This is a genomic window from Microcoleus sp. OTE_8_concoct_300, from assembly GCF_031383065.1.
Classification (GTDB): domain Bacteria; phylum Cyanobacteriota; class Cyanobacteriia; order Cyanobacteriales; family Microcoleaceae; genus Microcoleus.
On sequence record NZ_JANMZH010000106.1, the window covers coordinates 1 to 13,964 of the forward strand.

A 13,964-nucleotide genomic window follows, 5' to 3' on the forward strand; every position below is an offset into this window, starting at 1 on the left:
AATAAAAACTTTTTATCGTTTTAAAAATAATATAAATATTTTGTTGTGTGGGGCCCCCCCCCCCACAACACTGGCGGGGCGGCACGCCCATCCCACAAGAACCATCAAATTGTAAGTTATTTTATTCTCATTCCTAATCTAAAATCCAAAATCTAAAATCTAAAATCCCTCAGCTGCCAAGTTGCTGATACTTTAATACTCAGGGCTGCCGAAACCGGGTTTTTTACTGAAATACTGCATCCGGGCCTTTAACACTGGTAAAAAACCCCGTTTCTTTCGTATTTATGGGTAAGTCCTATTAATCTAAAATCCAAAATCTAAAATCTAAAATCCCTCAATGGTGGAACGTGTAATTAAAACGGGTGTTGGGTGGCGTTTGGGATGGAACCCCCAGGCGCAGGAGTTTAAGGGTTTGGTGGCTGGCGACGGTTGGGCGATCGAACTCACGGAGGCTGAGTTAAACGATTTTTGCCGATTGTTGGGACAATTGGCGGCCACAATCAGTCAAATGGCCTCTGAGTTAATGGACGAGGAAAAAATCGCCATTGAAGCCGAAAGCGATTTGCTGTGGGTGCAGGTAGAAGGCTATCCCGAAGCTTACAGCGTGCAGTTGATATTGAATGCTGGCCGTCGCGGTGAGGGTTTTTGGCCGGCGGCTGCGGTTCCGAGTTTGGTGCAGGCCGCAAAAGTTTTAAAAGTTTTTTGACTTTTTCGGGAATTCCATGCTAAGCTGTTAAAGCTGTCGGGGCGTAGCGCAGCTTGGTAGCGCACTACTTTGGGGTAGTAGGGGTCGTGGGTTCAAATCCCGCCGCTCCGATTGTGATAAAACCTTCTCTAGGAGAAGGTTTTGTTGTTTTAGGGGTTTTTGCAGATTTTTGCTATTCTCCTGCTTGGGGTGACACAGAATGTCAGTCTGTAGCTGACAAAATCCTGATTATCAAGACTTTGGTTGAGGAATTTTTTCTAGGGATGGCGATCGGTCTGCAAAGCATAGTTAAATAAGAGCTTTCCCCAGCGGCCTAGTCTGGGGGAAGCTCCCTAGCTACCAGAAAAAAAAGAAATCCTAGACAAAATAGAAAATACCTAGCCCAATATACCCTACGGGCGGCAATGCACTACTTTGAGAAATCGCTTTTCTCTCTAAACTTTTGGGGCAGCCCTCACCAAAGCATCACTGAGGCTTCGCCACCAGCCAAGTTAGAGTATGAGCGGATTCTCAGCACATACCGCCGACCTTTATAAAGCCGAATTTTGATTTGTGCATTCAAGTCTTTGCCACTGTCGTCGTCACCAGCAACATATTTCAGGTCACCACTGTGATCCTCGAAAAGAACCATGACTGTATCCATTTCTCCGAAGGTTGCAATTGTATAGCTTCGGGTAGCAGCGGGGTTGATCGCAAAGTTTTTCTGTTCAGCAGGCGCCAGGGATAGAATCTCCGAACGGAAGGGTTTAAGTTCTGTATAACTCGACTCATCAAGCGGGGGATAGAATAATCGTACCTGCAACACATCCTGCTCAGAAAGTCCGCCTGGAGGGTTTAATCCGTTCTGGTACTCCACAGGTTTCTCAATGAGTCCCGCTGCAAAAGCGTAATGCATGATTGAGTTGGGATCCCACTTTGACCCCTCAACTTCTCCTGTTGCAACCTTTCGGAGAATATTATAAAAAGTTGTATCTCGGTCCCAATTGTTAGGAGGAGCAGCAAAATATTTATAAACGGCTTCTTCGTCCCATACGATACCTGCAAACGGGTTTTGGTGCTCATGAGGGAAACCTAAGGCGTGGCCGATTTCGTGAACAGGGACATCTACCCCACGGGGATCAGCCCGAAGATCCCAGCCGAAGTTCATGGTTCGCTCGCCTTGCTTAGGAATATCGATCGTATCGCGGCCAACATATGACCAGGCTCCATCCCCTTGGACAAAGCCGATTCGTATCTCTGCCTCGCTGATGTTCCGAACTTCCTCAAACTTGATACCAATCCCTACCTTTTTCCAAACCTCAAACCCCTGCCGGACAATGTCCTTCTGCTCATTCCCGCCTGAATTAGGACCACTCTCAAAAAAGTAATAACGTAATTTTGTACCGTTAACCCACTTCTTCGCGATTGCCCGTATTAGACGAGCACGCTCCGGCGACACACTCGGATCGAAAGTGCGTGGAGGAACCTTTGGCAAAGCACAAAAATTGTGTGCTTCCTTAGCTGATGGTGCGCCACCTGGGGCAACTTTGATTCCGAGCTGAGCTTCAATTTGTTCGATGCGTTTTAGTAATTGCTCAACTTGATAAGAGTCCATTTGTGAAATTTTATTCATGACAAATTCCTCCAAAGTGAATACCTAGAGACTTTAAGTCCAAAGGTGTGCTGAATCCCGGCAAAATTCTTTCCAAAGAACCAGCTATTTTGAGAATGTTTATTTTCATCTATCTGAATCAAGTGGGAGCACAGGAGATTCAGGAAAGAGAAACTGCAACCCGGTCAGCCATGACCTAGATAAATGCTAGCTGTTGAGCTTGTGTAAACTGACTTAAATCCTTGTGAAACCCTGATTTATTTTTATAATGATGAGTCTGGACGGATAGATTTCCTACCCTCAATATCCCCTGAGGAGATGGCGATCGCACTGTACAGGGAACTCGTACTCCCCATTCTAGTTTTCAGCTTTACACTGTAAATGATTAATAGTCTGGACAGTTTTTAGGTCGTAGCCTGAAACCCTTGATTTACGGCTAAGCAGATGGATGGCCCAATCGCCCTGAAACCCTTATTCTACAGTTGCCAATTACACACTATCCGAAATATTGATATGAATAATTGACAATAGCTTGTGAGAGCTTGCTGCATAGCCTTTATAGGCTAGCAAATAAAACTGTGCCTAGTGGGGGTCGTCGGCTCAAATCCCGGCGCTTTGATCGACCAAACCCGCGTAATGAAGCGGGTTTGGTAGTTTTTGTAAAGATTTTCCCTCTTTGGCAATGATTAAACAATCCCTGCCAACTTTAGACAGCATATCTGGAAATGCTGATGTGTAGTTGCCATCTTTGTCTACAATCCTGGGGAGTGTATATCGGCTGTCAGGAGGTCTGCCGAAAAAGGAGTTTCTTCGATACTAGATATCTCGATTCGGAGTGAGCGGATCTCGATCGATCAAAAAATCTACAAGCCACTGCGGCACACACCATCCAAATACTATCGGCGTGATCTGCCTATGCTGCAAATTTGCATCGGAGAATCGGCACAAGTAAGTGAAGCGAGAAAATTTGACTAAATAAACTAACATCCGTCCCGCCATTGATGAATGAAATGTCCAGATAACAGGGTCAAAAACGCGCAGCAATAACGTCCGTGGGTCAGCATTCCAGCCTGAACTGTACATCGTCAAACAATCGTCTGGTAAAACATTCCCGTCCATAAAAAGATACCTTGCAGGACTTCGGGTAACTCGGCTGGATGTTCTACTGTCATCGAATTCGCGATGTCTTTTAGTTGCTTTTTTTCGATTAATAGGCAATACGCTTGGGCCCGAGCGCGATCCCCCCTAGCCCCCCGACTATCAGGGGGGGACAAGAACTTACTCTTGCGTCCCCCGTATTAAGGGGGATGCTGCAAGGGATCTCGCCCGGAATAAACAGTTTTAACCCAAGCGTATTGGATGAATAGGGTATTATTCATCATCAAAATAGTTGTAATACCAAATCCGGTGGCATCGTAATTGATATTACCCACAGTCAGGAGACGACGCCGTGCCATTTCCCTACAATCAATGGGGCGATGGTTACATCTCTCATCTAGGGCGGGGAATTATTTTGGGGTAGGGAAACGGCACGGTGCGGTGTCCAGAGTTGCCTAGGAACGGATTTTTGCGAGTTAATTTATGCTGTGGATGAAGACTAAAGTCCTCACTACAAACCGAGCTTTTGGATTGATTACCGCTGCAAGTTAGGCTCACAGGAGCGGCGAACTTTGCCTACGGTACTCACGACATCCACTAGCATCTTGAGTGCGATGTCTTTACCGGGGCAAATCCGTCCCGCGCTACGATCGCCCACCGAATGAAATCCCATATGAAAAGGGCACAGATTCTCCCGCTTAGGGTTGAATTCGTATACCGTAGAGCCCCAGAAACTCCCGTCTAGCAGCCCCAGACTGAGCGGTATTAGTACCTTGGTTCCTGCGGGGAAAGTGCGCTCTTTGCCCGCTACGGTTGCGGTGAATGGCTCTGTCGCGACTCGGTGCGTGGCAATGACGGGGGCCGCGAGGCGGCCGCATTCCAGGAGGAACAGCTCGATCGACTGGCGATCGTCCAAATCGAGCTGATCCCAAAAATCAGTCGGGTTAATTTCGGCCGTCTGCTGTCCTTTATAGGCGGGGAGAGAGTGATATCCCATTGCCGTGTAGCCTAGCTGCAGGGGGCCTTGGAGTCCCGCTATCCCTATAATCGATGTCATCAGCTTTGCCAATTCCCGCTTAGTCATGCCGTTGTTTTCCGAGCTCTCCTGTTGGAAGTCGGCTAAAGCTGGGGAATTCTCATAGATAGTCGCTGCGCGCTCGATTAGAGCCGATAAATCTCCATGTCCAAACAGGTTTAGGCTTTGCAAAAGGCTGCCGATGACGGCGAAGTAGTGCAGCGGGCTTTGGCGGATGTAATGTAAATCGGTGAGGAGCCCGATCGACTCCTCGTCGTCTGGGTTAATCCCAAAGATGACGTAGTGCACGTATCGGACTAAAAATCTCTTCCAACCGCGCTTGACATCGGTAAAAAACGCTCCCCCCGTACCGTGCGGCATCTCGGTATAATCTGCTGCTAGCTGATCGAGCAACCGTCGGGCAATTTCGTCTCCCTGGCGATCGGTTGTGGCACTGTTGAAGAGATACTTCTGCATACAGCTTCTGAATGCCGCATGGTGGCTGCTAGCGTCAGTTTCGCGATCGGACAGAGACAGCAGGAAAAGGTTCCTACCGCCGACATCTTGGTTGGGCGTGCGATCGGGATCGAGTACAATAGTACCCAGCCGCCATCCGCGCGCCTGGGGCGATGTGAGTGCTTTTTCCAGCGTTGCAAACTCGGACATTACGACTTGCCCCGCGCAGCAAAAATTGGCTCCGAAAGCCAGCCGTTTTACTTGTAAATACGTGGGTTCGTTGGCAATCAAACCCTCAATCAGGGCGATCGGTGGTAGCAGCGTTTTGCTAAGACTTTCTTCCGGGTTTTGCAAAGCCCAAGCCTGAAACTCGTTCAGTGCCGGGTTCATGAGCGATGAGAAAATAGTATCTAAATTTAGGTTCATCATAATTCCTCCGAGCTCCACTGGCTATAACGCGCTTTGCATTTAGCAGCAACAGGGTATTGAGCAGCAATTGAGCCGGATTCAATACCCCGAAAATTGCCAAAATCAGTAAGTATAACTATAGCCATTTTTATTTGTAAACGCAGTGGCAATATAGATATAGTTGTACTGAATATGTCTTCGCCTAAGTGTAGCCTTGGTCCGGAGACTTGGTGTAATATCAAGTCCGGTTAATTACTTATAAATCCTATACGGGCATCGGGCATCGGGCATCGGGCATGATGGGACAAAAGTATTATAACTATTCAACCGGACATGATATAATTTATAACGATTCCTGGTAAGTATATCTACTTTCTGCAACTAAAGTATTACCCCCAATATCTGAGAGTCGCACATAAACCCGAGTTATGTGCGACTACTTGCTATTATAGCAACCGCCAAGACGGTTAGGACGTTGTTAATGGCTGAAACGATTGATTTTATTTCTTATTTCTTATTCCTTCTTCCTTCTTCCTGACATCCGTTACATCCGTTACATCCGTTACAGAATCCGTTGCCGAACTTCCTTCTTCCTTCTTCCTGCTTCCTTCTGCTATAGCTTCAGCCAAAATCGGCGACATTAATTAGACTGGCACTCACCCCATTCAGAGCAGCTAAAATTTCTCCGTTTACTAACGAACGGATGAAAGTTGTACTGTTTTCTTGAGTAAGGGACAGTTGCGAAAAAGTAAGATTGTTGCCTAGAGAAAGCAAATCTTTACCGTCTTCAAAATCCAAGATAATATCGATACCAGAATTGGGAGATAGCAAGAAGCGATCGTTGCCATCACCTCCCGTCAAACTATCATTTCCCAAACCGCCAGTCAGCAAATCATCACCCTTACCTCCCAGCAGAATATCGTTGCCATCGCCGCCGTTCAAAATATCAGCACCGCGATTGCCAAACAAGGCATCATCACCGCTACTTCCGAACAAATTATCGCTACCTTTGCCGCCGAAAATAGTGTCATCCCCCAGGGCTCCATCGAGGGAATCATTGCCCCCCATACCCATCAAAACATTATTTTCGCCGTCGCCAGTCAGGGTATCGTCGCCATTTGTACCGATAATTTGATCGGGAGAATTGCTGCCCAAATCCGCATCGCCGCTGACAATAGGAGTCGCAATCCCAGCAGGTAATATCACAGCTTGAAGTTTGGTATCTAAAGCAGCGCCAGTATTCTCAGTAACTACCTGGGAAATTGTCTTAGTTCCCGCACCGACTGCTTTGAAGTCTTGAGCTGTTGCGCCCAAAGCTACTTGTTGAACGCGGGCGACTGCTTGAGTAATTGATGTTTCTGTTGGGTTGGAGACAGCGGAATCAATGAGCTGATTTGCTGTTGCCATTACTGTCGCAGCTTCCGGAACAACTGGTAATAGTTTTTGGATAGTGAAACTAGGGTCAAACTGTTGAATGTTAGCAACAGCTTGCTGAATTATTGGTTCTAAAGCTGCTGAATAACTCAGGTTTAAAACAGTACCTGATTCAATAGAAGCCGTAATTGAACTAACAACAACCTTGACAATATCGGTATTGGCTGCACTGGAAACACCGTCAATCAAAGCGGCAGTTTGAGTAATGAAGTTTTGGACTTTCACCATTTCTGCCAAAACTTGGACACCGCCCGGTAAATTGTTGTTGGTGGCTTCTATGGGGTCGAAGCTAGTCAGGTCAATTTCAGCGGGAATCCCCAGAGCAGATTTGACCAGAGATTGTGCTGTTTCCGGTGCAACTCCTTTGTCGATTAAGTCAGCGACTAAGCTGGTTAAGAGGGTGACCACAGTAGAATCTGGTGGTGCGGTGACTGGTGTTTCTAGGGGTAAGCCGGTGGCGGTGTCAGTGCCTCCAGTAGCAACTAAATTACCTTCTGATGGGTCTATTTCTCCGTTTTTGTTGGTGTCGAAAGTCTCGAAGGGAATATCGAGATTATATTTACCGCTGGCATCGGTAATGGTGGATGGTTCGTTGGTATCTTTGATGCCGTTTTTGTTGGCATCTAAGAAGACACTCGCCCCAGAAATGTAACCGTCGATGACCCTGCCATCTCCTCTTTTTACTACGTGGATTATCTGGCTGGCACTCGCACCATAAGGGTCTGTTGCTGTTAAGTTCGCATAAAATTCTTGCCAGTTGCTTGGGATAGTTCCGGTGAACTGGATGGTGTTTGCGGCAGAGTTAAACGACAATCCAAGCCAACTGCTGTTCGGATTGCTCTGTAATGAGCTGCCGTCAGACCGGGTTAGCGTGTAGGTGAGTAGGTCGCCATCCGGGTCTGTGTAGACGTTAGGAACGTCTACATTGAGACCAGTGAGTCGATTTCCCAATCTAATCTTCTCTTGTGGCGGGCGATTGCCAATCATGAATCCAGCCAAAGCCATCACATTGACGCGCTTGAAGTTGGAGCCGGTATGGTTAACATTGTCGTTTTCGTTGTCGCCGTCATTAATAGTGACACCGGTTGATTTCACAATCCTGGCGAACTCGCTTGGTGTCAGTCGCCGGCCTAATTCTTGCTGTGCTAACTGTTGGGCTAATACTGCAATGCCCCCAATGTGGGCTGTAGCTTGACTGCTACCGTGATAGGTACTTCTCTCGTTTATATCGCCATCTTTGCCAGCCCCGGTGATAGGTGCTCCCGGAGCAAAAACAGTGGTTAATTGCCCGTTACGCTGAGAAAATGGAGCAATACGATCGCGATCGGTAGTATAAGCCGTCGCAGCCCCAAAATAACTTCCATAATCGAACCTACGAATGTTGGAGTTATATACCGCGCTCACCGACAGCGAATTCGGATCGGCTGAAGGGTAGTTGACACCTGGAGGAAACTGGTACTGGTAGTAACGGTTGCCGGATGAAGAGACAACAATGATATTCTTCGCCGCCAAAGCAGCCAGTTCATCTCCAATACCGTAGAGTGAAATAGGACTGGTAAAACTTTCACCGCTGCCAAATGCCATATTAACGCTGGCAATGTTGTAAGTATCAGCATTTTCCAATACCCACTGCAAAGCTTGTTCGACATAGGGAAACTTATTAATTTCGTCACTACTACCAAGAGGCAGAACATCCTTTCTCACTTTGAGGTCGATAATCTTCGCCCCAGGTGCCATCCCTGTATAGGTTGGGTCTTCGGAGGCAATAATGCTGGCAATGTTCGATCCGTGTCCATCTTTGTCGTTTGCATCTGCGTCGCCGTCGGCAAAATCGTAGTTATAAACGATGCGATCGCTGATGCCGTTTGAGTCGCTGTCAGGGCCAAAGAATGGGTGGTTTAAGTTGATGCCAGTATCTAATATCGCTACAGAGAAACCGCTGCCGTCAATACCGGAAAAACGCGGGGCGGCGCGGAATTTGTCCAGATTGATCTGTTGATTGGATACACTAGCAGGGATCTCACGATAGGGGTCGTTGCCGCTGCCGTCAAAACCATAAGAATATCCTGTCTCGTTGTTGTTGCCACCAATACGGCTAATACGACTAGAAAGCACTGAAGATAGAAAATTGTTCTGGAAGCGGGTAATAGATAGATTGTTATTGATTAAATTGTTGCTGCTTCCAGAATTGTTTTGGGGAGTTGCAACTGGCTGCGAAGCTGTGAAGGCACGGCCTTCATATCCTGTAGTTGTGACACCTTGAAGACGAGGTATAACAGACAAGTTTAAATTGTATGGACTTTCAACACTATTAACTGAAGAAACTCGCACGCTGTAAGTGCCGTGTTCCAAAAGGCGGTTAATTGACTTTGAGGCAGGGCCGGAATCTTGTGCAGTTGAAATGACATTTTGACTGCTGTCAAGCAATTCAATTTTGACATCTTGATTGACTCCGTTGACTGACAAATTGAAGTCATTTTTAGCACCTAAAGTAAATTCGTAGTAATCAGGATCGTTACTACTCACTGCATCGGGGTAGTTTCTGAAACTAGAAGCTGCATTGATTTCCTTGGCTGTACTTGCAGTGTTTCCCACTGAGTCTCTGGCTGGGATATTGTTGGTAACAGCGACATCTGCTGCATTTAACCCGTTATAATTGTTGTCCGTACTAACAGCAGGGGCAGTAACAATCGTGTAAGGTGTATTGCCGTCAGCAACATTGTCGTTAACACCTGTTACTGTTACCGTTTGCGCTGCATTCCAGTTACCCGAATTGAATGTCAGCGATCCAGGTGAAACTATTCCTTCTGCTGTATTGGAACTTCCTAAATCTATTTTGACATCAGCAGTAGGTTGGCTGTTGAGTGTGACATTAAATGTTGCTGTTCCCCCTGATTCTGTCGTGATTAATCCCGATGCCGGATTAACAGTAACTCCAGCAGGTGTCGCTGATGGTGTTGGGGTTGGAGGTACTGGTGTTGGGGCTGAGATTGGAGATATCGGTGTTCGGGTTGGAGTGGGAGGTACTGGTGTTGGGGTCGGAGGTACTGGTGTTATCGGTGTTGGGGTCGGAGGTACGGGTGTTGGAGGTGTTGGGGTTGGCGTTGGGGTTGGTGTTATCGGTGTTGGAGGTGTTGGGGTTGGCGTTGGGGAAGTGTCGTTATCAGTAATGGCGACATTAACAGGGGAAATTGTGATGCTGTTATATTTAACATCGTTACTGGTAGAAGTATGCCCGATCGCCCCCGCATGATTTCCTTCGACAACCGCATCATCTGTAGCCGTTACTGTGACGGGTTTGGCAATATTCCAGTTAGTAGCGTCGAAGGTAATCGGTGCGATCGCACTTATTTGATTTCCCGCATCAAAACTGATAGTAACTGGTGCAGTTGGCTGCGAATTTAAATTGAGTGTATAACTGCCTGGGGCACCGCCTTCTGTAGCAGTTGTGCTCTGCTGTGAAATAGTCACACCCGTCGTGTCGTTGTCAGCAATCGTGGCAGTCACAGGAGAAATCGTCAGGTTGTTATAATTAGTATCTGTACTGACAGACCTGTGAGTAATCGTGCCACTGCGGGTTCCTTGGGCTATGCTGTCATTGATCGCCGTAACAGTGACATTTTGCGCCACATTCCAATTATTCGGCGTGAAAGTGAGAGGTGCGATCGCATTAATTTGACTGCCCGTGTCAAAATTAATCGTGACGTTTGCAGTAGGTGCGGTAGTCAGAAGTACGCCGTAGCTATCGGTTGCACCGCCTTCAGCAATAGCTGTCTCGCCTTCTGATTGCACAATAGAAATACCGGGACTATCGTTATCTGTAATTGATGCCGTCACATTGGGAATGACTTTCGCGTTATAATTTGCATCGGTACTCGTAACTGTGTGAGCAATCGTGCCACTGTGGGTTCCTTGTGCTACATTGTCGTCGATCGCACTAACAGTGACAGTTTGAGCAACATTCCAGTTAGTGCTGTCAAAAGTAATAGGTGTGGCGATCGGATTAAGTTGATTGCCAGTATTGAAACTGAGAGTAACCGATGCCTTCGGTGGCGAAGTTAGCTTGACTTTGTAACTGCCAGTTGCACCGCCTTCTGTAGCAGTTATGTTCGTAGGTGCAATGCTGAAATCGGCAGTGTCATTATCAGTAATGGCGACGCTAACAGCCGGAATTGTGATGCTGTTATAGTTAGTATCGGTACTGGTAGCAGTATGGGCGATCGCACCTGCATGATTTCCTTCAACTGCATTGTCGTCAACTGCTTTCACCGCAACAGTTTGAGCAACATTCCAATTAGTAGCGGTAAAAGTAAGTGCGGTAATTGGTTGAATTTGACTGCCTGTAGCTAAGTTAATCGTAACAGGTGCGATCGGTTGGGTATTTAATTTAACGCTATAAATTCCAGTTGCACCAGCTTCCGTCGCAGTCGTGTTAGTCGGAGTAATGCTAACGCCTGCGGTGTCGTTATCAGTAATGGCGATATTAACAGGGGAAATTGTGATGCTGTTATAGTTAGTATCGGTACTGGTAGCAGTATGGGCGATCGCCCCTGCATGATTTCCTTCGACTAAATTGTCGTCAACCGCTTTCACCGCGACTGTTTGAGCGACATTCCAATTATTCGCGGTAAAAGTAAGTGCGGTAATTGGTTGAATTTGACTGCCTGTAGCCAAGTTAATCGTAACAGGTGCGATCGGTTGAGTATTTAATTTAACGCTATAACTTCCAGTTGCACCCCCTTCAGTTGCATTCGCAGTAGTCGGAGTAATGCTAACGCCTGCAGTGTCGTTATCGGTAATATTAGCATTGACAGTATTGCCAGGAGTGCCATTGACCGTAAAACTGGCAGTAGTCCCGTTATAATTAGTATCGGTACTGATAGCAGTGTGAGCGATCTGGCTCGTGTGCGGCGAAGTTTCAGCGACGGTATCCTCTACTGCACTCACTGTCACCGTTTGCGGTACAAACCAGTTAGTTGGAGTGAAACTAATGCCAGCAATAGGTTGCATTTGACTGTCAGTATTGAGTGCGATCGCCACATTTGCAGTAGGCTGACTAGTCAATACAACTGTATAAGTATCCGTCGTCCCGCTTTCTGCTACATTAGTGCTGCCGCCCGACTCAACAATCTTGACCTGCGGCACAATTATTTTAGTAATAAAAGCATCATTTGCACCTCCCCCATTCGCCGCTTGCAAAGGAGTTGCTGTTGGGAAGTTAGTAGAAGCCGTACCTCCCACCACATAAACTGCACCAGAAGTATCCACCGCAATACCACTACCGAAGTCGTTCCCGCTGCCGCCAAGATAAGTTGAATCAACTAAGGCAGAACCCGACGAATTGATTTTCGTGACAAAAGCATCTTGCCCGCCGCCGCTGACACTTTGAAGAGCATTCAGAGTTGGGAAATTAGTAGAAGTAGTGTTTCCCGTTACATAAGCATTACCCGCACTGTCTACAGTAATGCGATCGCCATTCTCCTCTCCGGTGCCACCCAAATAAGTTGAATAAGCCAAAGAGTTATTAGCACTTATCTTGGTGACAAAAGCATCTTTAGCACCACCTCCATTAGCGGCTTGAATCGGATTAACTGCAGGAAAATCAGTTGAAGAGGTAGATCCCACAACATGGGCATTTCCAGAACTATCTACAGCGATATCATTACCTTTATCTTCACCGCTGCCACCTAAATAAGTGGAATAAGTAAGTGCACCATTCGCGTTAAATCTACTGACAAAAGCTTCAATACCGCCTTTAAGTGTATCATTAGCTGAGTTCAGCGGGAAGTTAGTCGAATTGGTATTTCCGGTAACCCAGACATTACCAGAATTATCTAGTGCAATGGCTTTAGCATCATCGCTATCGTTACCACCTAAATAGGTAGAGTAAACTAAAGCACTGCCGGTTGGATTAACTTTAGCAAGAAACCCATCCAGCCCGCCTCCGTATGTAGGCTGGAAGGCATTGTTGGTTGGGAAACCGCCGAATGTCGGCCCGACAACATAAGCATTACCGTTACTGTCTACTTTAATGCCGTTGCCGAGGCTACTCCCGCTAGCGCCGAAAAAAGTATCAATGGCGTTACTCGCGCTACCGCCTAAAAAAGTAGAATAAATTAACGAATTCCCTGCTGCATTGAGTTTAGTTACAGCAGCACTCGTAATATTTGCTGTAGGTTTAAATGAACCCGCCGTAGTTGGATAACCCGGATTGACTGGTCCGGTTAAATAAGCATTTGCTTGACTGTCTACGGCAATGTCAAAACCTTCATCATTGTTAGGACCGCCAATATATGTAGAGTAAACTAAGGCAGTTCCTTCGGGGTTAACTTTCGTAACGAAGATATCAGATTGACCCCCTGGTGTAGTTTGGTACGCACCAGGAGTAGTCGTGAAATTGTTAAAAGTAGTTCCAATAATGTAAGCCGCACCTGTGCTATCTACGGCGATGCGGTTGGCATTCTCATTGCCGCTGCCGCCTAAGTAAGTCGAGTAAGCTAAAACCGGATCGATAACTAGGGGTTGAGTGGGGTCAAAATATCCCAAACTAAAATTAACTTGATTGTTTCCTAATAAATTGTAAGCTGCGGGAACATTCACCCGCTGTCCGTTGATGTCTTGATAAACTATGGGTGCGTTATCAATTAATTCGCCTAAAGGTGTTTCTAAGATCAGCGCGCCGTCGTCACGCAACCGGATGTCGTTAACACCACTATAATTCATCTTAATTTGATTCGGGTCGGCAAAAGCTGCTACCAAAAATTCGCTTTTAAGTTGTCCTTCTGTGCCTTTGAAAACGCGGTCAATTCCTTGATAGACGTTTTGATAAACAACGCCGTTAAAAGTAGGCACATTAGTCTGCCATTGACTGGAATTCTCGCCTAAAAGAAAGTTAGCAACTCCCGGCAATTTTTCCAGCCCGGAAATTGTCGGATTGGGGTTGCTGTTGGCTAAGCTGCTGCGTACAACTGAAGAAGTTGTGGCTTGGTTTCCCGGTTCATTGGGTGTGGGAAAAGCGACGAAAGCAATTTCGTTTGGAGTAAAAAAGATGCTGTGACCGGCACCTTTCACCTGGAATTTCACATTAGGGTCAGTTTGTCCAGTATTTGCAATAAAACTTAAGGGAATTTGACCGTAAGATGCCTGTTGATTTTGAGAATTCATGGCTGATACCCCTGGTTCATGTTATGCCAGCAAGTCTACCAAATCACGAGCTCTGCTTTATTGTAAATACTTGCGGAAAACTTGCGAAAAAT

At 46.6% G+C, this 13,964-nt stretch carries 8 protein-coding genes and 1 tRNA gene; 3 read left to right on the forward strand and 6 right to left on the reverse strand.

Annotated elements, in window-relative coordinates; genetic code table 11:
• Positions 1–337 precede the first annotated feature (337 nt).
• The 3 genes from ACUVJL_RS05290 to ACUVJL_RS05300 all read left to right on the forward strand — a co-directional run bounded on the left by ACUVJL_RS05290 (position 338) and on the right by ACUVJL_RS05300 (position 1,002).
• On the forward strand, positions 338–706 hold the full coding sequence (locus ACUVJL_RS05290) for a DUF1818 family protein (protein WP_445244895.1): 369 nt from the start codon (positions 338–340) through the stop codon (positions 704–706).
• Between the two features lie 37 nt (positions 707–743).
• Positions 744–817 (forward strand) — tRNA-Pro (locus ACUVJL_RS05295).
• Positions 793–1,002, forward strand: a complete 210-nt coding sequence (locus ACUVJL_RS05300) for a hypothetical protein (RefSeq protein ID WP_445244896.1) — start codon at positions 793–795, stop codon at positions 1,000–1,002. The genes ACUVJL_RS05295 and ACUVJL_RS05300 overlap by 25 nt, the downstream gene beginning before the upstream one ends.
• Positions 1,003–1,160: 158 nt before the next feature.
• On the opposite strand, the gene ACUVJL_RS05305 is transcribed toward ACUVJL_RS05300, so the two are convergent.
• The 6 genes from ACUVJL_RS05305 to ACUVJL_RS05330 form a co-directional block, all read right to left on the reverse strand.
• Positions 1,161–2,318 carry a matrixin family metalloprotease gene (locus ACUVJL_RS05305; protein ID WP_445244897.1) on the reverse strand — a complete coding sequence of 386 codons (1,158 nt, stop codon included), beginning with the start codon at positions 2,316–2,318 and terminating at the stop codon, positions 1,161–1,163.
• A 795-nt stretch (positions 2,319–3,113) separates the two neighbouring features.
• Complete coding sequence (locus ACUVJL_RS05310; RefSeq protein ID WP_445244898.1) at positions 3,114–3,416, reverse strand: hypothetical protein; 303 nt, start codon at positions 3,414–3,416, stop codon at positions 3,114–3,116.
• Between the two features lie 179 nt (positions 3,417–3,595).
• Positions 3,596–3,754 (reverse strand): hypothetical protein, encoded by a 159-nt coding sequence (locus ACUVJL_RS05315; RefSeq protein WP_445244899.1) that lies wholly within the window; start codon positions 3,752–3,754, stop codon positions 3,596–3,598.
• Positions 3,755–3,930: 176 nt separating this feature from the next.
• Complete coding sequence (locus ACUVJL_RS05320) at positions 3,931–5,295, reverse strand: cytochrome 450 (protein ID WP_445244900.1); 1,365 nt, start codon at positions 5,293–5,295, stop codon at positions 3,931–3,933.
• Positions 5,296–5,774: 479 nt separating this feature from the next.
• The gene (locus ACUVJL_RS05325) at positions 5,775–5,915 is read right to left on the reverse strand and encodes a hypothetical protein (protein ID WP_445244901.1); all 141 of its coding nucleotides are present in this window, start codon (positions 5,913–5,915) and stop codon (positions 5,775–5,777) included.
• On the reverse strand, positions 5,896–13,872 hold the full coding sequence (locus ACUVJL_RS05330; protein ID WP_445244902.1) for a DUF7948 domain-containing protein: 7,977 nt from the start codon (positions 13,870–13,872) through the stop codon (positions 5,896–5,898). Before ACUVJL_RS05330 ends, ACUVJL_RS05325 begins: the two co-directional genes overlap by 20 nt.
• Between the last annotated feature and the right edge of the window lie 92 nt (positions 13,873–13,964).